The sequence below is a fragment of the Streptomyces sp. NBC_01241 genome (assembly GCF_041435435.1).
Taxonomy (GTDB): Bacteria; Actinomycetota; Actinomycetes; order Streptomycetales; family Streptomycetaceae; genus Streptomyces.
This window is the reverse complement of sequence record NZ_CP108494.1, coordinates 8,644,059-8,667,080: the sequence shown is the minus strand read 5'-3', so window position 1 is coordinate 8,667,080 and position 23,022 is coordinate 8,644,059. Positions and strand designations below refer to the sequence as shown.

The window sequence follows — 23,022 nt, the reverse complement described above, 5'->3', positions numbered from 1 at the left end:
TGGCCGGCGACCTCGTCGTCGGCGCGGAAACGGTAGATCGCCGGCACATCGGCCGTCGGCCAGACCCGCAGGTACGGGCACTCGGCATCCACCGGGCGGGACAGCACGGCCTCCGCCCGGGGCACCCGCAGCACCGTCTCTCCCTCGGAGTACTGGCACCTCCAGCCCTCTCCGCGACAAGATCGAGGACCGCCTGCCAGTCCTCCACCCGCGTATGCGGGACACGCATGTCCGGCAGCGACCCCATCAAGTCCGGGTCGAAGAAACAGCTCACGTCATCCCACAGCAGATCGGCCCCCCCTGGGCTGGCTTCACGCCCATGAACGCATCCGGGACGAATCAGATCGGGGCAACAATGCCCGCTGCGCCGAGGGCCTCTGCGTCGCCCTCTCCTACGGCCGGTCACCGGGATCACCAGTCTCCACCGCCGAAGTCGCCTCCGCCCTCGAAGCCGCCACCTTCGAAACCACCTCCGAAGTCGCCAGGGTTGAAGTCGGCACCGGTGAACTCACCGCCGTCGGGAGCGCTGTCGACGGCCGCGGTGTCGGCGAACGCGGAGGGTGCACTGAGAACCGAACCCAGCATCGTGCCCACGAGCAGGCCGCCGAGCATGCTGCCCGCGCCGCCGAAGTAGCCGCCCGCCCAAGGTGCGTATGAGGGTCCGGCATTCCAGTAGGGCTGGGAACCATGGGCGGTCTGCACCTGACGGGCCATCGGCTCCTGCCCGGCCGCCAAGAGGTTGGCATCAGCCTCACAGGCCGGCACGTTGCGCGGCATGCCGTGGGGCGGGGCCCACATCGCATCGATGACCGACGGACCGTGGCGAGGGTCGAAGAAGCAGGGAGCGCGGCGCTCGGGCACCGGGGAGCCGGCGCGGCGTGCGGCCAGGGTGGCGAGCGCGAACCGGCCCTCTTCCAGGGCTGCGGTCACCGGTTGGACGTCCTGCGGCCTGGCGGCCGTGACCATCAGTTCCTTGGCCTTGTCGTACGTGTCCAGTGCGTGGGTGTAGTCCTGCCGCATCACGTCGTCGGCCCCGGGCTCCGACGGGTGGAAGTCGAGTCGGTCCAGTTCCTCGCCGAACGCGGTGATGTCCTCGTCGACGACGACGCGCAGGGCGTCCAGCTCGGCGCGCTCGCGCTTCTTCTTCGAGCGGCGGTACAAGGCGTACCCACCGCCGCCGACCGCCGCGACCGCACCGACAGTGAGCAGCACTGCCGCGCCGCCACTCCCCTCATCGTCCTCGGAGCCGCTCCAGGTGGCCGGGGCCTGCCCCTTGGCCTGCTCGGTGGCCTGGTCGACGAAGGCGGTCAGGAGCCCTTCGGGATCCCCGGGGTGGGAGCGCTTGACAGCGCCGGTGAGGTTACCGACGGCGTTGCGCGACATCACCGAAGAGTCCGCGTTCGCGTTGAAACCGTCGCCGAGGTGGACGGCGTACACCCCGGTGATGCCGACCTGGGTGCGCAAGTCCCGCATCAGAGTCTTGGGAGGGAACTCGGCGGACTCGGGCAGCACCGCGACGAAGACTGGCTTGCCCGCGTCCTCGATCTTCTTCGCGAGGTCTGCGGCGTCGGCCTCGGAGAGCTGGTCTCGGGCGCGCGGATCAACGTACACGGGGCTCTTCTTCAGGGCTTCGGCCACGCTGTCGAGGCCCGTCCCCGAGGCGTGCGCGGAGACGGGCGTAAACATCGCGCAGACCATCAGAGCCAGGGCGGCCAGGGCCGGGCCGAGCCGTGGCAGCCCCCGGCGGACGACGGGCATGGGCAGTTCCTCTTCCTGTGACGGATTGCAGTGCTCATAGTTGCTCAGTTGCGTAATATAGCAAGTCTCACGAAGGGGGCACCGTTCGATCCCGGCGGCTGCGCTGACATGCTTCAAGGGTTGCGCAATCCGGGAACCATCGTGAGGACACGCTGAGCGCATTCCACCGACTAAGTAAGACTCGTGGACCGTCCGGAGCACCTTCGGGCAGAAGACCTGCCCGCATTCGAGCGCATTCTGGATCACGCACTGAACTCCCCCGCGATCCAGGAGGAGAGGCGCCGCACTCCCAGGGCACTCAACAACGAACAACTGCGCACCCGCGCACTCGGCGCGAGCGCCGCCATCGCCGCCTCGGCCGCTTCCGAATACCGCGCGTACCGTCACCTGCTCGCCGTATCGGCCTCGTCGGGCGCGGCGCTTCGTCGTGCACGGCGTGAGCCCGACGGCGCGGCGGCCAACACAAGCAGCACGCTGCATGCGGTGGCCGTTCTGGTGCCGGGGCTGTCCGCCACGGCTGCCGCGATCTTCGGCTTGATCGGCTTCGCATTCCGGGCTGTTGACACGCACTCACATCTCGCCGACGCCATGCTCCTCGCCGGTCTGGCTGCGGCAGGGGTCGCGGCAGTGACTGTGCTGGCCGGTCTCGTATGGATGCTGGTGGCAGCGGCGCGCAATCGCTCGACGGTCGGCGGTACGGATCCCGAGGTGGACCACGCGCGCGACGCGTGGCAGGAGGTACTGCTCGAACGCGGGATCCTGCCCTTCCTGTCCAACTCGCTCCAGGCCGTGAGCCCTGAGGACGTCGGCCGTCCGGATGCGACAGCCATGTCACGTGCGACAGGCGGCGCGACGGCGGTTCCGGAGCCGCGCAGGGTGCCCGGTTTCAGCGCTCCGGACTTTTCGAGTCCCGACTTCGCCGGCCCTGAGCTGCCCGGATCGGACTGATCGCACCCGGACGAAGCCCGGCCCGCCGCTCATCTGCGGCGCTCCTCCCGGGGAGATTGGCCACCTTCACGGGCCGCCCGGGAACATCCGGGCGGCCCTCGCGCTTTCTACAGCTCTGCAGAAGCATGGGGGGCGCCCCTTGCCGGGGCTGCACTTCGTCGGCCTTGCGGGGAAACACTGAGCCCAACCGCATGGGAACGCACGTGTGGGCCATTGCCGTCCCAGGTGCCCAGTGACGATCCGCAAGGGAAGACCCGGAGCGGAGCGGCCTCGGTCCAAAGCGCGGTGGACAGCATCGCCCTCGCCGCCGCGCCGCCGAGGCACCCCGCACAGCTCCGGACCGGGCCGGACACAGTGGGGCATCGGGCGCACCTTCGCCTGGCTCCACCAGTTCAAACGATTCCGCATCCGCTACGCGATACGCGCCGACCTCCACCTGGCCCTGCTCCAACTCACCTGCAACGTCATCTGCTTGAGACGATTCCGAACCTCATTCCGAAGCGCTCGGTCGGTCGCTGCCCACGCCCGGGCGAACCCCCTGGGGGAATGAGAACGTCGTCCGGCGCCTCCCAGCCCAAGGTTGGCGTTTCAGCCATCTCCTGGGATACGGGAGGGAGTTGCTCCCATCAGATACGGCTGCTGGAGGCAGTGTCCGACGACAGCCGCTGCGCGAGGTAGATCGGTATGACGGAGAGCAGGACGAGGACGGCGGCAACGACGTTGACAACGGGAGCCTGTTGAGGTCGGGCCATGTTGGAGAAGATCCAGACGGGGAGGGTCTGGACACCGGGCCCGGCGGTGAACGTCGTCACAACGATTTCATCGAAGGACAGGGCGAAGGCAAGGAGCCCGCCCGCTACCAGCGCGGAGCGCACCAGCGGGAAAGTGACGTCGAGGAACGTACGGAAGGTGTGGGCCCCGAGGTCCATGGCGGCCTCCTCGTACGATCCCGGCATCCGGCGCAGCCGGGCGATCACGTTGTTGAAGACGACCACGATGCAGAAGGTGGCGTGGCCGACGACCACCGTGAACATTCCGAGTCCCACTCCGAGCGGTTCGAGGACCGTACGGAAGGCGGTGTTGAGCGCGACACCGGTGACGATGCCCGGCAGTGCGATCGGCAGGACGACCACGAAGGAGATGGCCTCGCGTCCGAAGAACTTGTACCGCTGGCAGGCGAAGGCGATGAGCGTCCCGAGGACCAGGGCGATCGCGGTCGCGCCGAGCCCGGCCCTGACCGAGGTCCACAGCGCGTCGCGGGCGCCCGAACTGTGCCAGGCGGCCACCCACCAGTCGAAGGTGAGGCCCGGTGGCGGCCAGCCCGAACTGCGGTCCGGGTTGAGGGAGTTGACGAGGACCAGGAGCAGCGGGACGTAGATCACCGCGAAACCGAGCCCGGCGGCGATGCGCAGCGTGACGCGCGCGGGGCGGGAGAGATTCATCGGGGGCCTTCGCTGTGCGTGATACGGAGGTGAAGGAGAGGGGTCAGAGACTGCTGAGGGCTCCGGTACGGCGCACCGCGAGCAGATAGAGCACGATGATCACGACGGGCACGGTGCCGAGTGCGGCGGCCAGCGGCAGGTCCAGGGTGATGTTGGAGTAGATGAGGTTGCCGATGAGCTGCGTCTTGCCGCCGACGATCTGTACGGCGATGTAGTCGCCGAGGCTGAGCGAGAAGGTGAAGACCGAGCCGGCCGCGATGGACGGCAGAATCATGGGCAGCACCACGGACCGGAAGGTCCGCCCGGTGCGGGCGCCGAGGTCGGCGGAGGCGTCCAGGAGGCTGGCCGGGAGTTGCTCGAGTCCGGCGTGGATCGGCAGGATCATGTACGGCAGCCACAGGTAGGTCAGCACCAGGACGGTCGCGGTCAGTCCGTAGCCGGGCCCTTCGAGTCCCAGTGGCTTCAGTGCCCAGTCGAGCAGGCCGCCCTGGGCGAGGATGAGCCGCCAGGCATATGCCTTGACGAGGTAGCTGGCCCACAGTGGAGTGAGGATCGCCACGACGAGGAGCGGCCGCCATTTGGGATTCGCGACGCGGGCGGTGTAGAAGGCGATCGGGAAGGCGATCAGTACACACAGCGCGGTGACCGCGAGGGCCACGCCGATGCTGCGCAGGGCGACCTGACGGTAGACGCCGGTGGTGAACAGTGCGGTGAAGTTGTCCGTGTTCCAGATCTTCACCACGTTGGAGGTGAAGGAGTCCGTGGTCCAGAACGCGGAGAGGAACAGCACGGTGAGCGAGCCGAGGTAGGCCAGGGCGAGCCAGGCCAGTGGTGCGGAGAGCAGCAGGGACAACTGCAGCCGGGGGCGGCGGTGCAGGGTCCCGGCGAGCCGCCGGACGGGTCCGGCGGCAGGCGCGGTGGTGGTCATGGACAGGTAACCCTCAGCCCTTGATCTCGGTCCAGGCCTGGACCCACTTCGCGTACGGCACGCACGTGGTGTCCGTACGTCCGTCCACGCACTGCGCGATGGGCGTGGTCCAGAAGTGGACGTCCTTCCAGTACGACTCGTCGGCGGCGTGGTAGGTGGTGCAGTGGCTCTTGTCCGCGGTCAGCATGCAGGCCTTCGCGTTGGACGGGGCCTCACCGAAGTACTCGGCGACCTGGGCGTTCGCCTTCGGAGAGATGATCCAGTTCATCCAGTTGTAGGCGCAGTTGGGGTGCTTGGCCTTGGCGGAGATCATCCACGTGTCGGACCATCCGGTGGCGCCCTCCTTGGGGAGGACGGCATTGACCGGGACCTTCTCGGCCTGGGCGGTGTTCAGGATCACCTGCCAGCTGGTGCCGACCACCGAGTCACTGCTCTTGAAGGCGGAGACCTCCTTCAGGTAGTCGCTCCAGTACTCACCGATGTCGGCGTTCTGCTTCTTGAGCAGGTCGACGGCGGCGTCGAACTGCTTCTGGTCCAGGGCATACGGGTCCTTGATGCCGAGAGACGGCTCGGTCTTCATCAGGTACAGGGCGGCGTCCGCGATGTAGATCGGCGAGTCGTACGCAGTTACCTTCCCCTTGTACGCCGAGGACTTTTCGAAGACCGCGGACCAGGAGTCGGGCGCCGGGGAAACCTTCTTCGTGTTGTACATCAGCAGATTGGCGCCGCGGCCGTGCGGAATGCCGTAGGAGACACCCTTGACCGAGTTCCACTGCTGGTCCTTCAGTCCTGAGAAGACGTCCTTGTAGTTGGGCACCAACTCGGTGTTGACGGGTGCGGCGTCGCCGGAGGCGATCAGCCGCAGCGCCGCGTCACCGGAGGCGGAGACCGCGTCGTACTGACCGGTCTTCATCAGGCTGACCATCTCGTCGGAGGTGCCCGCGGTCTTGGTGTTGACCTGACAGCCGGTCTGCTTCTCGAAGTCGGTGACCCAGTCGACCTTCGGGTCGTTGGAGCCGTCCTCGGCGTATCCGGCCCACGCGATCAGGTTCACCTGGCCCTCCGACTTGCCGAGGGTCTTCTGCGCGGCGAGCTTGGGCGGGGTGAAGCCGCTGCCGCCGGGCGACGTGGCGGCGGTGTCCGAGGAACCGCAGGCGGTGGCGAGGAGCAGGGCGCCGAGCGCGGCCGCTGCTCGGGACGTTCGGTTCAGACGCACAGGGTTCTCCACAGGAGGGAAGGGGCGGGGACGGGTCGTGCGGGTGCGCTCATCGGGCGTCCGGCACCAGGAAGTTGTGCCGTTGGTGCCACTGGAGCGTGACTCGGGAGCCGCGGAAGGCGGCGACGTCCTCGGAGGAGGTCTCCAGGTTCTGCTGGAGGGCGGTGAGCCGGCCGCCTGCGTCGAGGTCCACCAGGAAGCGGGTGGCGTCCCCCAGGTAGACGACCTCCGCGACGGTGCCGGTGGCACGGGAGTGCTGCGGCTCGTCGGCGAGGGCGGACTCCTTGAGTACGCGGATCTTCTCCGGCCGGATGCTGTACGTTCCCCGGTCGCCCACGACCTGCTCCGCGGCGGCGTCGGTCAGCAGGTTCGACGTACCGACGAAGCCCGCGACGAACGGGGTGGCAGGACGTTCGTATATCTGGGCCGGGGTCCCGATCTGTTCGACGCGGCCCTGGTTGAAGACCGCGATCCGGTCGCTCATGGTCAGCGCTTCCTCCTGGTCGTGCGTGACGAAGACGAAGGTGATGCCGACTTCGCGCTGGATCGCCTTGAGTTCGACCTGCATCTGTTCGCGCAGCTTGAGGTCGAGGGCGCCCAGCGGCTCATCGAGCAGCAGCACCTTCGGACGGCCGACGAGGGCGCGGGCCAGCGCCACGCGCTGGCGCTGGCCTCCGGAGAGCTGGGACGGGCGACGCGTGCCGAAGTCCGCGAGCCGCACGCTCGCCAGAGCCTCCCTGGCTTGCTTCAGACGCTCGGCCTTGGGCACCTTGCGGACCTTGAGGCTGTAGGCGACGTTCTGCTCCAGGGTCATGTGCGGGAAGAGCGCGTAGTCCTGGAAGACGGTGTGCACGTCGCGTTCGAAGGGGGCCAGAGCGGTGACGTCGGAGCCCGCGAGTTCGATGGTGCCGCCGGTGGGAGCCTCGAAGCCGGCGATCAACCGGAGCACTGTGGTCTTGCCGGAGCCGGAGGGCCCCAGCATCGAGAAGAACTCGCCGTCCGCGATCTCCAGGTCGACTCCGGCCACAGCCTCTGTCCGGCCGAAGGACTTACGCAGGTTCTGCAACCGGATGGCCATTCCCTCCATGGGCGGGAACCTTTCTGGTGCTGTTGGGAGTTGACCCTAAACCTATGAAGTCATAGTTCTAATTTCAAGGCCCCCTCAAGGCAAAAGCTCGGTCAACTGGCAAGGTGGTGATCGTGAACCGAGACAGACCCGGCGCCCGCAGAGTCGTCTTCACGCCCGTCGATACCCTGGCCCGCGTGGATGCCGTCGTGCGGCGGCTCGGTGACGCCATCGACCTCGGACTGCTCGCCGACGGCGAGCAGCTGCCCGGCGAGAGCGACCTCGCCGCCCAGCTCGGCGTGTCCACCGTGACCCTGCGGGAAGCACTGATGGCACTCCGCCAAAGGGGCCTGGTCACCACCCGTAGGGGCCGTGGCGGAGGCAGCTTCGTCACCGTGCCCGACGGTCCCGCGGAGGACCGGCTGCTTGCCCGGCTCGCCGACTGGAGCACCGAGGAACTCCGCGATCTCGCCGACCACTGGGCAGCCGTCTCGGGTGCCGCCGCGCGACTCGCGGCCCGGCGCACCGAGCCCGAGGATATGCAGCAACTGAACAGGTCTCTGGGAGAGTTGGTGGAAGCCGAGGACTCGGGGGCGCGCAGCCGCATCTTCGGGCGCTTCCATGTCGAGCTGGCCGCGGCCGCCCAGTCCGCCCGGCTGACCAGGGAAGAAGTCACTCTCCAAACCGAAGTGGGGGCACTTCTGCGCCTCGTACTCTGCGAGGACGAGCGCCTCAAGGACGCAGCGGATCGTCATCACGCCGTAATCTCGGCCGTGCATGATGGGGCGGATGACCGTGCCAGGGATCTGGCCGAACAATGCGTGCTGACATCCATGGCGCGCCTGATCGAACTCCGCCTCGGCTCGGCCGACGGTGCGCGCGGTCCCCGTCCGAAGGAGGGCCCCGATGGGCAGCAGTCCCCGTCTCGCAAGCGCCGGATCGGCAGTACTTGACACGATGACGGCCGCCGACGCGGCCGTCCGTGTCCGAGACGCGCTCGAAGAAGTCTTCGACGCTGTAGGCAGGACCGCTACGGGCACGGAGTCGGTACTGGCGTCAGCCGTCGCAGATGGCCGACGTCCTGTCTCGACCGATCTGTCCGCGCTCCGCCCCGGCCTGCACGCCTGTCTCGCCCAGTACGACCTGGTCTCGGGGCTCGGCTTCGTGGCGGCACCAGGACTGCTCGACGACGTGCCGGCGTGGCTCGAGTGGTGGCAGACCACTGCGGACGGTGCCGTGCATCCGCTGTTGCTCGACCTGGACCCTGAGCACTCGGCGTACTCCGACTACACCCACTGGGAGTGGTTCACCCTGCCCCGCGACACCGGACAGCGGGCGGTCGCGGGACCCTACGTCGACTACCTCTGCTCCGACGAGTACAGCCTCACCCTCTCCTCGCCGGTGACGATCGGGGGATGTTTCATGGGAGTGGCCGCCGCCGACGTCTACCTGCGGCGCTTCGAAGCGGCCGTCATGCCCTTGCTCCAACGCCTGCCGGGACCCGCCCGCCTGGTCAACGCGCGCGGCCGGGTCGCCGCCTCCACCGACCCCCACCACCTGGTCGGATCGCTCACCAAGGGCCCGGACTTCGCGGCGGTACTGGCCGGACCGGAAATCGGCACGGAACACGGCGGGCAGCAACTGCGGCCCTGCAACGGAATCCCTCTCATCCTGGTGACGGCGCCACCCCCGGCAGAGCGCCGGTAGGCCTGTCCATGTCGGACGCCAACGGATGCATGCCTCCGGCCCGACGAGTTGGCTGCGGGCCGGCGGCCCACCACCTGCAGAATCAGATGCGCGGCCCGGATCGCTCAACGGGGCGGCGGTACGACGGAGTTTACGTTCATCGCCTTCTGGCCCCGACGAGTCGCTGTCGGCGATGACACACCGCGATGCCGAACCCGAGCCACTGGGAGAAGCCGTTGAACCGCCCCTAGCAGGCCGGCATCATGAGGGCCGTGGTCGAGCGGTTGAGCTCGGGCGAGGACCCCCCGTCGACGGCGAGATGCGCACCGGTGATGCAGGAGGCGTCATCGGAGAGCAGGAATGCGACCGCGGTGGCGATCTCCTCACTGCGCCCGATGCGCCCCAGGGGCACGCCGCGCTCGGCGACTTCCTCGGTGGCCCTCCGGGTTGGCCCGGGTCGTCTCCGACTTGATCACGCCGGGCTGGAGTCCGTCGACACGCACTCCCTGCGTGCCGTACTCCTTGGCGGCGGTGCGGTGAGACCGCGGATGGCGTGCTCGGCGGAGGAGTACTCCACGGTCGGCCCGCCGCGATCCGCGAACACACTGGACACGTTGACGATCGCGCCGCCTCCGCTGCCGGTGATCGCGGGGATCCGGTACTTGAGACCGTGGAAGAGGCCGTCGAGGTTGATCGCGACGACATGGCGCCAGGTTGTCCGAGCGGGGGCCGATGCTGAAGTGGGCAGGGCAGCCGACGCAGGGCGTACGGGCCGCCGAGCTCGGGACGGCCCCAGGCGCGTTCGACGGCGTCGGTCGCTCGGCCGACGCCAGCAGTGTCGTTTCAGCGATGAAATCGCGGGACCGTACGGGTGAGTTCTTGGCTCAGGGGCTGTCGCAGGCATTTGCGGACTGTGTAAATCCGGGGTTGTGATCAAGAACCTCGTGTGGCGCGGCCTCCCCGCGCTCACCCTCGCAGCCCTGCCCATCCTGGCCGCCGTTCCTGCCGCTGACGCCGTGGAGAACAGCCGTACCGTCCAGAGCACGCAGCCCCAAAAGGCCCTGCGGAGCGACTCCCACTTCTACGGGCCCGCCACCCTCGGCAAGAACCAGGCCTGGACGTCCGGCAGCGGCCGTACCGTCCTGCGTGTTCAGAGCGACGGCAACGTCGTCGTCTACAAGGACAACCGTCCCGCCTGGCAGGCCCCGAACGTATACCCCAACGCCGACCGCCTCGTCATGCAGGAGGACGGCAACTTCGTCATCTACAACAGGGCCGGCCAGGCCATCTGGGCCGCCGGAACCTGGCACAAGGGCCGCTACCTCGCCGTCCAGGACGACGGCAACGTCGTCGTCTACAACAACGCCAACCAGCCCGTTTGGGCAACCAACACCGGCGACTGAGCGACAGTCCCGTATACGGCAGGGCCCGGACCAGCCGTCCGGGCCCTGTCTTCTCCCCCATCGTTCGCTGCTCCCGCACATGGCGGTGGCGGTTCGTGGGCCCACCGCCCAAGTCATCCAGCCGATGGCGCTGCCTGTCGGATGCGCCGGGAGTTGTGGGTGGGTTGCCCGAGCAATGTGTCCATCGGGCGGTCGATAGCCTGGCTCCCATGAACAGAGGTGAGGGCACGGAGCGAACCGGTGGGGACCTGGAGAGCCAGGAGTGGATTGCGACGCGCTCCTGGGTGGAAAGAGGACTGCCGGAGTCGGAACACATCGAGGATGTCACGCGGTTGCGCGGCGGGTGGACCTCGGAGATGCGTCGTCTGAGCATCTCGGGGCCTGGCGGCCGACGCTCGCTGGTCCTTCGATCCTTCGTCAAACCCTTCTTCCTCCGGCACGCGGAGGGCCTGCTGTCGCGCGAGGCAATGATCCTGCGCCTGGTCGCTGAGACAGACGTGCCCGCGGCCACCCTCGTGGACGTGGACGCGACGGCGGAGTACTGCGACCACCCCTCCTTGCTGATGTCGCTGCTGCCCGGGAGCGTCCGCCTGGCCGACCAGGGAGCCGACCGGCGCACCGACTTGCTGGCCGGCCGGCTCCTGCGCATCCATCAGGTGCTGGTCACCGAGGAGACCCGGCCCCGCACCTATCAGGCGTGGGCCACGCCCGAACGGGTAAACCCACCTGGCTCCTCAACGCGACCCGAGCTCTGGCGGCGGGCCGTGGACGTCATCCGACGCGAACCGCCGCACTACCAGCCCTGCTTCCTGCACCGGGACTTCCACCCCGGCAATGTTCTGTTCGAGGGCGACAACGACGATCTGCGGATCAGCGGCGTCGTCGACTGGGTGGAGACCTCCTGGGGGCCGGCCGACCTGGACGTGGCCCACTGCTCGACGGCCCTGGCCCTGCTGCACGGAGTTCCGACAGGCATGGGCTTCGCCGACCGGTACGTCGCGGCGGGAGGGACCCTGGCCGTTGAGCCCGCGGCGCATCTGTACTGGCGGCTGCTGGACGCGTTGGCCTTCGCTCCGGATGCCGAGAAGGTCGGCGTCCCCTGGCACGAACTGGGCCGCACCGATCTGACCCCCACCGTGTTGTCCGGCAGGCTGGAGGAGTACATCCAGGCTCTTTTCGATCGGTACGCGTGAATCCCGCTCGGCACCCGTGGGCAGGACTTCAGGCCACGAGTTCTCCCAACCCTCGACAAGCTGCCCGCGTTCGAAGCGGGCTCCGGCACGAACCAGGGGAACCAGATGGGTCGGCAGTGACCGAACGGGGCAGGATCGGCCGTTGAAGTGCTCTCCCGGCTGAAGCCGGGAGATTCCTGCTTACCTTGCGGCAGCGGGCTTGACGCGCTTCGCACGTCTGACGACTGCCCTCCCGGCAGCCGGGATGAGCGCGAGGCCCATCCGGTACAGGTGCAAGACGTTCCGGGCTGCGTTGTGGTCGGCATTGCCCGACCAGCCGCAGTCGGGGTTCTTGCACACGAACACGGCCTGGCTCTCCCGGTTGCCGGGCGTGGTGAAGCCGCACGCTGAGCAGCGTTGGGAGGTGCCGGGGGCGGGGACCTTGTGCAGGGTGCCGCCGAGCCGGGCGGTCTTGTACGTCAGCATGGTGACCGTGCGGCCCCATGCCTCCTTGCTGATGGAGCGGTTCAGCCCGGACTTCTGGGCGACGTTCTTCCCTGGCTCCTCGATGGTTCCCCTGGCGGACTTGACCATGTTCGTGATGGTGAGTGCTTCGACCACGACGGTGCCGTATGTGCGGGCGATGGCGGTGGTCGTCCGGTGCTGCCAGTCCAGGGCCCTGCGCTTGGCTTTCGCGCGGAGTCCTGCGATCTGGTCGTAGGTGCGGTGCAGCCGGCGGCTGGTGCGCTCGCCGGGCTTGCGGTGCCGCTTGCGCTGCGCGGCGCGCCGCTCCAGGTGCAGAAGCCTGGCCTTCTCCTTCTCCGTCAGCCATTCGCCGTGCTCGTACGTCTCGCCGTCCGAGAGGGCGATGGGCACGGTGACGCCCACGTCGATGCCGACTTCCGGCCCCTGGTGGGGCTCGGGCTTGACCTCCAAGGTCTGGACGCGGAAGGCGATGTGCCAGCCAATGGGGCCTCCCCTGCTCGAGCGAAGCCGAGAGCTTGGGGAAGCGTCCTTGACCAGCCGTGCCCCGGTGATCCGGTTCTCCGCGCCTGCACGCTTGCCGACCGGAAGGTCTTTGGTCCACCGGAAGCGGACCCGGCCCACCTTGGGAATGTTGGCCATGCCCCAGCGGCGGTGCACGCGCACGATGTTCAGGTCCCGGCCCTGAGGGACGTCCACGGACATCACCGTGCGGAACCGGCCCTTGAAGTTCGGGGCGTCGGCGCGGCCGTCCCAGCAGTTCTTCCACGCCTGGAAGTACGTCTTGAGTACTGCTTGCGCGGCCTGCGCGGGAAGGACAGCAAGGAAGTCGATGTCCTTGCGGGCCTGTCGTACGGCGGCATCCGCGTGTCCGAGAGTCCGCTTTTCCTTCGGCATCATCTGCCACCAGGCGTGCAGCAGGTTCCACAGGGTGCGGGCCGCGTGCGCCTGGCTATCAGTCCTCAACGCCTCGGCAGGCGACAGCGCAAGCCGGGCACGATGCCCGAACTGCCGCTTGACCATGGTGTCTTGACTCACGATCGAGACCATAGCATTGGTTTATGTCACCGCGCTGGAACCCTCATCCCGATGTCAGAACCGGTCGCCATGTTGTCTACAACCTGCATGTTCATTTGGTTTTTGTCACAAAGTACCGGCGTGAAGCGTTCACCGACGCCATGCTGACCCGCACCGAAGAGATCATGCGGGAGGTCTGCGCCGACTTCGAGGCCGAGCTGAAACAGTTCAACGGCGAACAGGACCACGTCCACCTGCTCGTGCACTACCCGCCGAAGGTGCAGCTCTCCAAACTGGTCAACTCCCTCAAGGGCGTCAGTTCCCGCAGGCTCCGCCAGGAGTACAACGCGCATGTCCGCCGGTACCTGTGGGGCGGACACTTCTGGTCCGGCTCCTACTTCGCAGGGTCCTGCGGCGGCGCACCCCTGACCGTCGTCAAGCAGTACATCGAAAACCAACAGCGTCCCGTCTGACCCTCACCCCAAGGCGCAGAGCACTCCGGCGCTCTGCGCCTCCGGGCCAAGGATGGCCTTCACCCCCGCCCTGAAGGACTCTGCTGAGGAATGCGTGATTCGGGTGGTCAGGCCGCGAGCATCAGAGCTTCGAGGCGGGAGGTGCGGGTGCCGCCGAGTGGGGTGCCGGTCAGCCATCGGTCGATGCGGATGAGGTTGAGTGCGGTGGAGGCGAAGACGTGGCCGAGGCGGGTCGCGGGTAGATCGCGGTAGCGGGTACGGCGCAGGCCGGTGACACGGACGGCCCGGGAGATCGTGCCTTCGACCCCGGCCCGGATCGCGTAACGGTTCTTCCAATTGTCGGTCTCCTGGGCCTGGCGGACGGCTTCGAGGGCCTCGTGCCGTTCGCGGGGCAGGAAGGTGATGCCCCTGCCCCGGCGGCCGGACGGGGGCTTGGTGCATGCCGTCTGCTTCGGGCAGGGGCGGCAGTGCTCGGCGGAGAAGAACACCTTGAGGACCGGAGTGCCGTTGCGGTGGTGTTTCTGTTCCCACCACTCGAAACTTCGGTGCCCGCCGGGACAGATGGCGCTCTCGTTGTCCCAGTCGATGGTGAAGTCGGCGCGGGAGAAGCCCTGATCCTCTCGGGACTGGCGGCTGCTGTCGTGCGGGGCCGGGCCGAGCAGTTCCATACCCCGCTCGGTCGCGGACAGGAACAGGGCGGCAGTGGTGTAGCCGGCATCCACGACATGCACGTCCGGCAGCAACTCCCGTTCCGCGAGCGCCTGGTGGACCGGTTCGGTCATCTCCGTGTCGGCCACCACGGCATCGGTGGTGGCCACCTGCGTGATCACGTGCGGCGCATCCGGCTCGCAGGTCTCGGTCAGATGCGCCTTGTAGCCGGTCCAGCCCGAGCCGCGCTTGATCCCGTAACGGGCATCGGTGTCATAGGGCGAGCACAACCGGTGATGAACCGGCGGGAGATCCTTGCCCTCCCGCCAGCGCACCCCCTCTCGTCGCGGTGGTACTGCTGGACCCAGGAGACCCGCAGGACCTGCACCGCCTCGATCTCGCGCAGCCAGTCCGGAGCCGCGGGGGCGTAGACCGCCTCCAGCAGGACGAACCCGTCCCGTCCGACCTGCTCAGACCACTGTTCACGGACCTCTTCGCCCTTGGGGAAGCGGTAATCGTCCACGCGCGGCCCGTAGCGCTCAGCCCACTCGGCCGTGACCAGGCCGGACAGCCATGCCGGGGCGGCGACCGCCAGCGCCTCCAGCGCCGCCCGCAGCGTCTCGCCGACGAACTCCATCCTGTTCAGCGTCCGCACCGCCGCCAGCACATGCGTGGAATCGGTCCGCTGCCGGCCACCGGCCTTCAGCAGGCCCAGCCCGCGCAGGCGTTCCAGCACCAGCTCCAGCGTCGTCTGTTCCAGTCCGTGCTCAATGAGACGGGAACGGAACAGGCTCAGCACGGAGGCATCGAACCCGGGATCGTCCAGCTCCAGGCCGAGCAGAAACTTCCAGTCCATCCGGGCCCGCACCTGGTCAGCGGCCTGCCGATCGGTCAGCCCCTCCGCATACTGCAACACCGACACCAAAGCCAACGCCCCCGGCGAGACAGCCGGGCGTCCCCGGACGGCAAACGCCCCTGCGAACGCCTCGTCCTCAAACAGCGGGCCCAACGCCTCCCGGATCCGCACCGCCATCGTCCCCTTCGGGAACGCTGCCCGCACCACCCGGGCCGTCAGCTCCGGCACCCCATGACCAGCCCGTGGCTCCAGTGACATCTCTCGGCCCTCCCGCTCACGCCATAACAATCGTGGAGGACCAACGACCCAGCCCTGCTCGAATCACGCATTCCTCAGCAGAGTCCTGAAGGGCGGAGCACTGGCCAAGATCAGAGGTAGATCCGGATCGAGCGGACGGTGGTCTGGCCGCCGCCTCCGACCGAAAAGCGGCGGCCTCTCCCCCTGCTCCGCTGTGTATCTACTCGCTGTGGACCGCCTCTCCGGCCACCAGGGTGAGCACGGCCCGGGTGCCGGCCACGGGCGTGCCGGGGGCGAAGAGGTCCCGGTCGAGGACCGCAAGGTCCGCGGCCATGCCCTCGCGCAGGCAGCCGGTCTCGTCGTCGTTGCCGTTCACCCATGCCGAACCGGCGGTGTAGGCGCGCAGGATGTCGGTGAGCCGCAGGCGCTGCTCGGGGCCGTACGGGCGGTCGGAGCCCGGCCAGTGGGCGTGCGCCGAGCCGGGTGGTTCGGTGCGGTGCACCGCGACGTGCATGGCCTGCCAGGGGTCGGCCGTGGTCACCGGCCAGTCGCTGCCGCCTGCGAGCCGGGCGCCGCTGTCGAGCAGCCGGCGGAAGGGGTATTGGCGCCGGGCGCGCTCCTCCCCCAGCAGCGGATCGACCAGCTCGTCCGTCTGCGGATGGTGGGTCGCCCAGAGGGACTGGATGTTGGCCGCCACCCCCAGCTCGGCGAACCGGCCGATGTCCGCGTCGTCGACCAGTTGCACATGCGCGATGTGGTGGCGTCGGTCGCGCACTCCATTGGCCCGCGAGGCAGCCGCGACCGCGTCCAGACACTCGCGGACCGCGCGGTCGCCGATCGCGTGGAAGTGGACCTGGAAGCCGGCCGCGTCCAGCCGGGTGACCGCCTCCGTGAGCAGTTCGGCGGGCACGTTGGAGTGGCCCAGGTTGCCGGTGGCGCACCCGCACTGGTCGAGATAGGGCTCCAGCAGGGCGCCGGTGCCGGTCTCCAGCACGCCGTCCTGCATGACCTTCACCGTGCCCGCCCGGAACCGGCGGCCGTGCTCGCCGCGCCGGGCCAGGAGATCGTCCAGCTGTTCCGGGCCGCGGTCACGGTCCCACCACAGGGCGCCGGTGACCCGGGCCTTCAGCAGCCCTTCCGCGTCCGCACGGCGGTAGGCGGCGAGTGTGTCACCGGCTCCGCCGTAGGCGCCGACGATGGCGTCCTGCCAGCCCGTGATGCCGTACCGGAAGAGGTGCTCCTGGGCGTGGACGAGCGCTGCGCGCTGGTCCTCCGGAGTGTTCTGCGGCAGCACCCGCGCAACCAGGTCCATCGCGGCCTCGTGCAGCACCCCGGTGGGCCGGCCGGCCGCATCGCGCTCGATCCGCCCGGCCGCGGGGTCCGGTGTGGACGCGTCGATCCCAGCGCGTTCCAGCGCCACCGAGTTGACCCACGCCGAGTGGTGGTCGGCGTTGGGCAGGAAGACCGGCCGGTCCGGGACGACCGCGTCCAGCAGTTCCTTGGTGGGCCAGCCGCCCGGGAAGCAGTCCATGCCCCAGCCACCGCCCAGGATCCACGGACGGCCGGGGTCGGCCGCCGCGTACTCCCGGACGAGGGCGGTGCACTGTGCGGCGTCGGCGGCGCCGGTCAGGTCGCAGCGCAGCGCCTCCATGGCGCCCCAGACGGGGTGGATGTGCGCGTCCTGGAGGCCGGGCACCACGGTCCGGCCGGCCAGGTCGACGGTTTCGGCCGCCTGTCCGGCGGCCGCCCGTACTTCGGTGTCGGAGCCGACGGCGGTGATCCGGCCGTCGGCCACGGCGACGGCGGTCGCGTGCGGCCGTGAGGGGTCGCCCGTCCACACCTGGCCGCCGTGCAGGACGAGAGTCATGCTTCGGCCCGGTGGGTTCGCACCACGTACACCTTGCGGATCGTTTCGTGGACCTGCCAGGTGCCGCGCCATCCGGCGGGCATGGCCAGGGTGGAGCCGGGGCTCAGTTCGACTCTTTCGCCGCCTTCGGTGTCGACGGTGGCGGTGCCGGACAGTACCTGGCAGATCTCGTCGTAGCCCTCGCGGGTGGCGGTGAAGTGGCCGGGGTCGCACTCCCAGACGCCGACCTCGACGAGGCCGTCGGGGGATGTCCACAGGGTGTGGCTGGTCTCCTGCTGACCGGTGGTGCTGGTGGGCTTGGGACAGGCGGCGGGCAGTTCGGTGGTCACCGCGTCGGCGAGGAAGGCGACGGGGAAGACGGTGGTGTTCGCAGGGGTGTTCACGAGGATCGGCTCCTTTCAGCGGCCGCTGATGACGTTGGCGATGCGTGCGATGGCGGAAGTGCGCTCCAGGCCGGAGTTCTCGTGCCGGTCGGCGGCGCGGTAGGCGACGTAGAGGCTGCGCACACCGAGCCAGCGCAGCGGCTCCGGTTCCCAGCCGCGCACCTGGCGGCCGACCCAGGGCAACCGGGTGAGGTCCGTCTTCTGACGCAGGATCAGGTCGCGCAGGGTGCGTCCGGCGAGGTTGGTGGTGGTCACGCCGTGCCCGACGTAGCCGCCTGCCCAGCCCAGCCCGGTCCGCTCGTCCACATGGACGGTGGCGCACCAGTCACGCGGCACGCCCAGCACCCCGGACCAGGTGTGGTCGATCGCCACGTCCCGGGTGGCCGGGAAGTGCTGCCGCAGGATGGCCTGCAGTTGCATCTGGGTGGCGGTCCGGGTCTCGCCGCGTTGGTCGACGTGGGAACCGAACATGTACGGGATGCCGCGCCCGCCGATGGCGATCCGGCCGTCGGTGGTGCGCTGGATGTAGCAGTAGGAGTTCGCCTCGTCGCCGATCAGTTCGGCTCCGCGCCAGCCGATCTCCTCCCACACGGCGGCGGGCAGCGGCTCGGTGACGATCATGCTGCTGTTCATGGGCAGCCACGACCGGCGGTGTCCGCGCAGCCCGGAGGTGAAGCCCTCCAGGGCCCGGATCACGAACGACGCCCGGACGGTGCCGTGCGGCGTGATGGCCTCGTGCGGGCGGATCTCGGTGACTTCGGTGTTCTCGTAGATGGTGACGCCCATCCGCTCGACCACGTCGGCCAGTCCCCGGACCAGCTTGGCCGGCTGGATGCGGGCGCAGTGCGGGCTCCACTGGGCGCTGCGGGCGCCGGCGACGTGGACGCGTTCGGCGAGTTCGTCGCGGTCCAGTTCGACCAGGTCGTCCTCGCCCCAGCCTTCGGCGCGCATCGACGGCAGCCGGTCGCGCAGCCGGCGTTCCTGCGCGGCGTTGGTGGCGACGTGGAGCAGACCGTCCTTCTGGATGTCCGCCTCGATGCCTTCCTCGGCGGCGACGCGGACGACCTCGTCGACCGAGGAGAACATCTCGCGCTGCATGGCGACGGACGGCTCATGGCCGTGTGCCTTGGCGTAGCGGCGCATCTGGCCGGGCGGCTCGGCGCTGAGCCAGCCGCCGTTGCGGCCGGAGGCCCCGAAGCCGGCGAACTCCTTCTCCAGTACGGCGATCCGCAGGTCGGGCTGGGCCTGCTTGAGGTAGTACGCCGTCCACAGTGCGGTGTAGCCGCCGCCGACGAGCGCGACGTCCACGTCCAGGTCACCGGGGAGTGCCGGGCGGCGGGTGGGAATGCCGCCCTCCCTGAACCAGAAGGAGACGTCGCCGTTGACGAAGGTGGGGCTGGTGGCGGGTGTTGCGGTGCTCATCGGCCGCTCTCCTGTGCGACGCCGGCGGGGGTCCGGCCGGCGGGGGTGGGTGTGTGGGTGGTGCCGGGCGTGTCACCGAGCAGGACGCCTCGCTCGACGTCCCAGACGACGGTGACCTCGTCGCCGTGGTGGGCGTCGGACAGCCGGTCGGCCTGTTCGCGGGCGAGCAGTACGGTGCCGTCGGGCAGGGCGAGTTCGAGCTTGCGGCCGGAGCCCAGGTAGATCTCCTGGGTCACCCGGGCCGGCAGGGCGTTGGCCCCGGGGGCGACCGGTGCGTCGGCGGCCTGCACCCGCAGGTGCTCGGGGCGGATGACGACGGCGGCGTCGGTGCCGGTGCCGTCGGCGGGCCGGCCGGGTGCACGTACGGTGCGGTCGCCGACCCGCAGGCACGAGTCGTCGCCGTCCGGTTCGATCCTTCCCCGCACGGTGGAGGACTCGCCGAGGAACTCGGCGACGAACAGGCTGCGGGGCTTCTCGTACAGTTCGCTCGCGGTGCCGACCTGCTGGATGCCCCCGTCGTCGAAGACCGCGATACGGTCCGAGAGGACCAGCGCTTCTTCCTGGTCGTGGGTGACGAAGACGAAGGTCGAGCCGATCTCTTGGTGCACCCGCTTGATCTCCAGCTGGAGCGATTCGCGCAGCTTCTTGTCGAGCGCGCCGAGCGGCTCGTCCATCAGCAGCACCCTGGGCTCGTACACCACGGCCCGGGCCAGGGCGACCCGTTGCTGCTGTCCGCCGGACAGTTCGCTGGGCCTGCGGTGGCCGTAGCCGCCGAGCCGTACGGTCTCCAGGGCCGCCTCGACCAGTTGGGTGCGGCGGGCCTTGGGGACCTTGCGCTGCTTCAGCGGGAAGGCGACGTTCTGGGCCACCGTCATGTGCGGGAAGAGCGCGTAGTGCTGGAAGACCATGCCGATGTCGCGCCGGTGCGGTGGCAGGTCCTGCATCTGGACACCGCCGATGGTCAGCGTGCCCGAGGTGGCGGCGGTGAACCCGGCGATGATGTTGAGGGTGGTGGTCTTGCCTGAGCCGCTGGGGCCCAGCAGGGTCATGAACTCGCCCGGTTCGATGACCAGGGAGACGTCGTCGACGGCGACGGAGTCCGCGTACTCCTTGCGCACCTGCGCCAGTTCGATGCGGGCTCCGCGCGCCTTGATGAGACTGGTCTCAGCGGACACGGTTCCTCCTGGAGGTGGCGAAGGTGGCGGCCAGTACGAGCACCGTGGTGAAGGCGATGATCAGGGTGGCGGCCGCGGCGATGGTGGGATCGGTGTCCCGGGTCACGCTGGCGAACATCATCACCGGCAGGGTCTGCAGGTAGGGGCTCTGGATGAACAGTGAGACCACCACCTCGTCGAAGCTGGTGACGAAGGCGAACAGGGCGCCGGAGACGACTCCGGGGGCGATCTGAGGCAACGTCACCTGACGGATCGCACCCCACCGGCTGGCGCCGCAGATCAGTGCGGCGTCCTCGAGCCGCCGGTCGAAGCCGCGCAGACTCGCCGTCACCGGAATGATCACGAACGGCAGCGCGAGGACGGTGTGGGCGGTGACGAAGCCGAACAGCGTGCCCAGCAGGCCGTACTGGAGGAACAGCGCGTACACGCCGATGGCCACGACCACGGTGGGCACGATCATCGGGGCGAGCAGCAGCCCGTAGGACGACTTCGCCCAGCGCGAGCCGGACCGGGTGAGCGCGATCGCGGCGGCGGTGCCCAGCACGGTGGCCACCACCGCGACCAGGACGCCCACCTGCAGCGAGGAGAGCAGCGCCTCGGTCCACCGGGGGTCGGTGAAGAAGTTGGTGTACCAGCGGCCGGACCAACCGGTCGGCGGGAACACCAGGGACGCCTTGTCGGTAAAGCTGAGCGGGATCACCACGAGCGTCGGTGCGATGAGCCAGAAGCCCACCAGCACGCTGAACGCCCAGAGCGCGATCCGCGCGGGGCCGGTCCTCATCGGACACCTCCACGGGTACGGGTGAGCCGCAGGACGACGCCGACCAGTCCCAGCAGGACCAGCGTGACCGCCAGCAGCACCACGCCCATCGCGCCGCCCCTGCCCCACGCGAGCAGCCCGTTGACCTGGGTGAAGATCTGCTGCGAGATCAGCGCCTGGTCGGGCGAGCCCAGCAGGGCGGGCGTCACGTAGAAGCCGAGCGAGGTAATGAACACGGTCAGCGCGCCGGCGCCTACGCCGGGCAGCGACAGGGGGACGAACACCCGCAGGAACGCGGTGGCGGGGCGCGCCCCCATGCCCTGCGCGGCGTCCAGCAGCCGCCGGTCGATACCGCTCATCACGGCGTACAGCGGCAGCACCATGAACGGCATCAGCACCTGCGTCATGCCGATCACCACCCCGGTGGGGGTACGGATCAGCTGCAGCGGACCCATCCCCACGGTGCCGAGCAACTGGTTGACGACGCCGCTGTCCTGCAGCAGCACCACCCACGCGAAAGTGCGCACCATCAGGCTCGTCCAGAACGGCAGCAGTACGAGCAGGGTGAGCCAGACCCGCGCGCGGGCGCCGACCACGGTCATCAGGTAGGCGTAGGGATAGGAGAGCACCAGCGTCACCAGGGTGACGACGGCGCCGACGGCCAGCGTACGGACCAGGGTGGCGAGGGCGACGTCGCTGGTGAAGAACCAGGAGTAGTTGCCCGCGCCGGGTGCCGGGTCGGTGACGCTGCGCCAGGCCATCAGGCCCAGCGGCACGAGGAACAGCACAGCCAGCAACAGCAGCGCCGGCAGCAGCAGCCATCCCCACCGGTCACCGGTGTCCTTGGGGCGCCGGCCGGCGGCCGGGGCGGCGATCTCGATCAGGGCGGTCATGGGTCAGCGCGCCAGCCAGTCGGACCACTTCTGGATGATCTGTTCCTGGTTCTGCGCCCACCAGGCGTTGTCCAGCTTGAGGGCCTTCGCCTGGCGCTCGGGCGTGGAGGTCAGGTACGCGGAGGCGGCCGCGTCGATCTTCGGCTCGGCCTCGGAGTTGATCGGCGAGTAGGAGGTCAGCTCGGTGAGCCTGGCCTGTTGGCCGGCGCCCAGATAGTAGTTGATCAGGGCCATGGACGCCTTGGGGTTCCTGGCGTTCTTGGGCACGGCGAGGGAGTCGGAGACCGGCATGAACTGGTTCCACTGCGGGGCGAACTTCGCGCCGTTCTTCACGGCCGAGTAGGCACGGCCGGTCCACACCATCGCCATCGACACCTCGCCCGACTCCAGCAGTTGCTGGGATCGCGCACCGGTGTCCCAGAAGACCAGGGAGGAGCGGACGTCGGTGAGCTTCTTCAGGCCGCGGTCGACGTCGAGCGGGAAGAGCTTGTCGGGTGCGACCCCGTCCGCGATCAGTGCCGCCTCCAGCGGGCCGGGGGCCGCGTCCGACGCCACGCCGGGTATGGCGCGCTTGCCGGGGAATTTGGCGGTGTCGAAGAAGTCCGCCCAGTCCTTGGGCGGGTTGGCGCCGAACTTGGACGTGTCGTACATGAGCACCATGCCGTAGGTCATGGCCGGCACCGAGCACTTGCCCACCATGTCCTTGGGCAGCTTCGAGGTGTCGACGATGCTGGTGTCGAGCGGCATGAGGAGCTTCCCGCACTGCCGTTCGGCCCAGATGGCGTCGGTGTCCACCACGTCCCATGTGACGTTGCCGGAGTCGACCTGTGCCTTGAGCTTGGTGTAGTCGGTGGGGCCGTCCGAGAGCATCTTCGCGCCGGATTCGGTGGCGAACGGCTTGACCGCGGCGGTCTCCTGACCGTCCTGGTAGATGCCGCCGTAGGAGGCGAACGTGAGGGTGACGCCGTCGAGGGCGCCCTTCTTCACGGTGCCCGCGGCGGCCGGGCCGGGGCCGAGATCGATGTCTCGGGCGGCGGGGGCACCGCCCGAGCAGGCGGTGAGGGCCAGCAGCAGTGCGCCGCAGGCTGCGACTTTTCCGACGGTTCGTCCGGTCTTTTCGGGCATGGTCGTGCTCCAGAGCGAGGGATGAAGACGGGGAGGTGAAGAGAGGAGGGAAGGGAAAAAGAGA

At 69.0% G+C, this 23,022-nt stretch carries 22 protein-coding genes and 2 pseudogenes; 6 read left to right on the top strand and 18 right to left on the bottom strand.

Annotated elements, in window-relative coordinates; all coding sequences use genetic code 11:
• Positions 1-8: 8 nt before the first annotated feature.
• Positions 9-247: pseudogene (locus tag OG306_RS39380) on the bottom strand (hypothetical protein); the annotation flags it as partial.
• A gap of 164 nt (positions 248-411) precedes the next feature.
• The gene (locus OG306_RS39375; RefSeq protein ID WP_266751429.1) at positions 412-1,758 is read right to left on the bottom strand and encodes a hypothetical protein; all 1,347 of its coding nucleotides are present in this window, start codon (positions 1,756-1,758) and stop codon (positions 412-414) included.
• Positions 1,759-1,941: 183 nt separating this feature from the next.
• Here OG306_RS39375 and OG306_RS39370 point away from each other — a divergent pair, with 183 nt between their 5' ends.
• Positions 1,942-2,706 carry a hypothetical protein gene (locus OG306_RS39370; RefSeq protein ID WP_266904241.1) on the top strand — a complete coding sequence of 255 codons (765 nt, stop codon included), beginning with the start codon at positions 1,942-1,944 and terminating at the stop codon, positions 2,704-2,706.
• A 626-nt stretch (positions 2,707-3,332) separates the two neighbouring features.
• Here the strand turns inward: OG306_RS39370 and OG306_RS39360 are convergent.
• Genes OG306_RS39360 through OG306_RS39345 form a run of 4 tightly spaced genes read right to left on the bottom strand, consistent with a single transcriptional unit; the run spans position 3,333 to position 7,379 of the window.
• Positions 3,333-4,148 carry an ABC transporter permease gene (locus OG306_RS39360; protein ID WP_266751426.1) on the bottom strand — a complete coding sequence of 272 codons (816 nt, stop codon included), beginning with the start codon at positions 4,146-4,148 and terminating at the stop codon, positions 3,333-3,335.
• A 43-nt stretch (positions 4,149-4,191) separates the two neighbouring features.
• Positions 4,192-5,076, bottom strand: a complete 885-nt coding sequence (locus OG306_RS39355) for an ABC transporter permease (RefSeq protein ID WP_266751425.1) — start codon at positions 5,074-5,076, stop codon at positions 4,192-4,194.
• Between the two features lie 13 nt (positions 5,077-5,089).
• On the bottom strand, positions 5,090-6,292 hold the full coding sequence (locus OG306_RS39350) for an ABC transporter substrate-binding protein (protein WP_266904243.1): 1,203 nt from the start codon (positions 6,290-6,292) through the stop codon (positions 5,090-5,092).
• A 49-nt stretch (positions 6,293-6,341) separates the two neighbouring features.
• Positions 6,342-7,379 (bottom strand): ABC transporter ATP-binding protein, encoded by a 1,038-nt coding sequence (locus OG306_RS39345; RefSeq protein WP_266751422.1) that lies wholly within the window; start codon positions 7,377-7,379, stop codon positions 6,342-6,344.
• Positions 7,380-7,492: 113 nt separating this feature from the next.
• On the opposite strand from OG306_RS39345, the gene OG306_RS39340 reads away from it, so the two are divergent.
• Both OG306_RS39340 and OG306_RS39335 read left to right on the top strand, forming a co-directional pair.
• Entirely contained in the window at positions 7,493-8,311 is an 819-nt protein-coding gene (locus OG306_RS39340; protein ID WP_266751421.1) for a FadR/GntR family transcriptional regulator, read from the top strand.
• Positions 8,265-9,065 carry a PDC sensor domain-containing protein gene (locus OG306_RS39335; protein WP_371666176.1) on the top strand — a complete coding sequence of 267 codons (801 nt, stop codon included), beginning with the start codon at positions 8,265-8,267 and terminating at the stop codon, positions 9,063-9,065. The genes OG306_RS39340 and OG306_RS39335 overlap by 47 nt, the downstream gene beginning before the upstream one ends.
• Before the next feature lie 226 nt (positions 9,066-9,291).
• On the opposite strand, the pseudogene OG306_RS39330 reads toward OG306_RS39335, so the two are convergent.
• Both OG306_RS39330 and OG306_RS39325 read right to left on the bottom strand, forming a co-directional pair.
• A pseudogene (locus tag OG306_RS39330) lies at positions 9,292-9,477 on the bottom strand (SDR family oxidoreductase); the annotation flags it as partial.
• A gap of 39 nt (positions 9,478-9,516) precedes the next feature.
• Positions 9,517-9,948, bottom strand: coding sequence for an SDR family NAD(P)-dependent oxidoreductase (locus tag OG306_RS39325; protein ID WP_353962456.1), 432 nt, complete (start codon positions 9,946-9,948; stop codon positions 9,517-9,519).
• A gap of 25 nt (positions 9,949-9,973) precedes the next feature.
• Between OG306_RS39325 and OG306_RS39320 the strand changes: the two genes are divergently transcribed.
• Complete coding sequence (locus OG306_RS39320; RefSeq protein WP_266751417.1) at positions 9,974-10,447, top strand: hypothetical protein; 474 nt, start codon at positions 9,974-9,976, stop codon at positions 10,445-10,447.
• A gap of 209 nt (positions 10,448-10,656) precedes the next feature.
• Positions 10,657-11,640: a phosphotransferase family protein gene (locus OG306_RS39315; RefSeq protein ID WP_371666175.1), complete on the top strand. Its 984-nt coding sequence runs from the start codon at positions 10,657-10,659 to the stop codon at positions 11,638-11,640.
• 180 nt (positions 11,641-11,820) lie between these two features.
• On the opposite strand, the gene OG306_RS39310 is transcribed toward OG306_RS39315, so the two are convergent.
• Positions 11,821-13,140: an RNA-guided endonuclease InsQ/TnpB family protein gene (locus OG306_RS39310; RefSeq protein WP_371666174.1), complete on the bottom strand. Its 1,320-nt coding sequence runs from the start codon at positions 13,138-13,140 to the stop codon at positions 11,821-11,823.
• 23 nt (positions 13,141-13,163) lie between these two features.
• Here OG306_RS39310 and tnpA point away from each other — a divergent pair, with 23 nt between their 5' ends.
• Entirely contained in the window at positions 13,164-13,592 is a 429-nt protein-coding gene (gene tnpA / locus OG306_RS39305) for an IS200/IS605 family transposase (protein ID WP_266904249.1), read from the top strand.
• A gap of 107 nt (positions 13,593-13,699) precedes the next feature.
• Here tnpA and OG306_RS41045 read toward each other — a convergent pair whose 3' ends face one another.
• The 9 genes from OG306_RS41045 to OG306_RS39265 all read right to left on the bottom strand — a co-directional run bounded on the left by OG306_RS41045 (position 13,700) and on the right by OG306_RS39265 (position 22,958).
• Positions 13,700-14,530 (bottom strand): transposase, encoded by an 831-nt coding sequence (locus OG306_RS41045; RefSeq protein WP_432762250.1) that lies wholly within the window; start codon positions 14,528-14,530, stop codon positions 13,700-13,702.
• Positions 14,452-15,354: a transposase gene (locus OG306_RS41040; protein ID WP_432762249.1), complete on the bottom strand. Its 903-nt coding sequence runs from the start codon at positions 15,352-15,354 to the stop codon at positions 14,452-14,454. The genes OG306_RS41045 and OG306_RS41040 overlap by 79 nt, the downstream gene beginning before the upstream one ends.
• 199 nt (positions 15,355-15,553) lie before the next feature.
• The gene (locus tag OG306_RS39295; RefSeq protein ID WP_266904253.1) at positions 15,554-17,200 is read right to left on the bottom strand and encodes an amidohydrolase; all 1,647 of its coding nucleotides are present in this window, start codon (positions 17,198-17,200) and stop codon (positions 15,554-15,556) included.
• The gene (locus OG306_RS39290; RefSeq protein ID WP_266751410.1) at positions 17,197-17,583 is read right to left on the bottom strand and encodes a cupin domain-containing protein; all 387 of its coding nucleotides are present in this window, start codon (positions 17,581-17,583) and stop codon (positions 17,197-17,199) included. Before OG306_RS39290 ends, OG306_RS39295 begins: the two co-directional genes overlap by 4 nt.
• Positions 17,584-17,598: 15 nt before the next feature.
• Positions 17,599-19,005 carry an NAD(P)/FAD-dependent oxidoreductase gene (locus tag OG306_RS39285; protein WP_266751408.1) on the bottom strand — a complete coding sequence of 469 codons (1,407 nt, stop codon included), beginning with the start codon at positions 19,003-19,005 and terminating at the stop codon, positions 17,599-17,601.
• Entirely contained in the window at positions 19,002-20,180 is a 1,179-nt protein-coding gene (locus OG306_RS39280) for an ABC transporter ATP-binding protein (RefSeq protein ID WP_266751407.1), read from the bottom strand. The genes OG306_RS39285 and OG306_RS39280 overlap by 4 nt, the downstream gene beginning before the upstream one ends.
• Positions 20,170-20,961 (bottom strand): ABC transporter permease, encoded by a 792-nt coding sequence (locus OG306_RS39275; protein ID WP_266751406.1) that lies wholly within the window; start codon positions 20,959-20,961, stop codon positions 20,170-20,172. The genes OG306_RS39280 and OG306_RS39275 overlap by 11 nt, the downstream gene beginning before the upstream one ends.
• Positions 20,958-21,833: an ABC transporter permease gene (locus tag OG306_RS39270; RefSeq protein WP_266904255.1), complete on the bottom strand. Its 876-nt coding sequence runs from the start codon at positions 21,831-21,833 to the stop codon at positions 20,958-20,960. The genes OG306_RS39275 and OG306_RS39270 overlap by 4 nt, the downstream gene beginning before the upstream one ends.
• A gap of 3 nt (positions 21,834-21,836) precedes the next feature.
• The gene (locus OG306_RS39265) at positions 21,837-22,958 is read right to left on the bottom strand and encodes an ABC transporter substrate-binding protein (RefSeq protein WP_371666173.1); all 1,122 of its coding nucleotides are present in this window, start codon (positions 22,956-22,958) and stop codon (positions 21,837-21,839) included.
• Positions 22,959-23,022 lie beyond the last annotated feature (64 nt).

Bases quoted from the DNA above. Each gene is read 5' to 3' on its own strand.
- OG306_RS39275 (WP_266751406.1), bottom strand. From the start codon at position 20,961: ATGAGGACCGGCCCCGCGCGGATCGCGCTCTGGGCGTTCAGCGTGCTG.
- OG306_RS39360 (WP_266751426.1), bottom strand. From the start codon at position 4,148: ATGAATCTCTCCCGCCCCGCGCGCGTCACGCTGCGCATCGCCGCCGGG.
- OG306_RS39345 (WP_266751422.1), bottom strand. From the start codon at position 7,379: ATGGAGGGAATGGCCATCCGGTTGCAGAACCTGCGTAAGTCCTTCGGC.
- OG306_RS39285 (WP_266751408.1), bottom strand. From the start codon at position 19,005: ATGAGCACCGCAACACCCGCCACCAGCCCCACCTTCGTCAACGGCGAC.
- OG306_RS39335 (WP_371666176.1), top strand. From the start codon at position 8,265: ATGGGCAGCAGTCCCCGTCTCGCAAGCGCCGGATCGGCAGTACTTGAC.
- OG306_RS39325 (WP_353962456.1), bottom strand. From the start codon at position 9,948: ATGCCTGCGACAGCCCCTGAGCCAAGAACTCACCCGTACGGTCCCGCG.
- OG306_RS39295 (WP_266904253.1), bottom strand. From the start codon at position 17,200: ATGACTCTCGTCCTGCACGGCGGCCAGGTGTGGACGGGCGACCCCTCA.
- OG306_RS39315 (WP_371666175.1), top strand. From the start codon at position 10,657: ATGAACAGAGGTGAGGGCACGGAGCGAACCGGTGGGGACCTGGAGAGC.
- OG306_RS39355 (WP_266751425.1), bottom strand. From the start codon at position 5,076: ATGACCACCACCGCGCCTGCCGCCGGACCCGTCCGGCGGCTCGCCGGG.
- OG306_RS39265 (WP_371666173.1), bottom strand. From the start codon at position 22,958: ATGCCCGAAAAGACCGGACGAACCGTCGGAAAAGTCGCAGCCTGCGGC.
- OG306_RS39270 (WP_266904255.1), bottom strand. From the start codon at position 21,833: ATGACCGCCCTGATCGAGATCGCCGCCCCGGCCGCCGGCCGGCGCCCC.
- tnpA (WP_266904249.1), top strand. From the start codon at position 13,164: ATGTCACCGCGCTGGAACCCTCATCCCGATGTCAGAACCGGTCGCCAT.
- OG306_RS41040 (WP_432762249.1), bottom strand. From the start codon at position 15,354: ATGTCACTGGAGCCACGGGCTGGTCATGGGGTGCCGGAGCTGACGGCC.
- OG306_RS39375 (WP_266751429.1), bottom strand. From the start codon at position 1,758: ATGCCCGTCGTCCGCCGGGGGCTGCCACGGCTCGGCCCGGCCCTGGCC.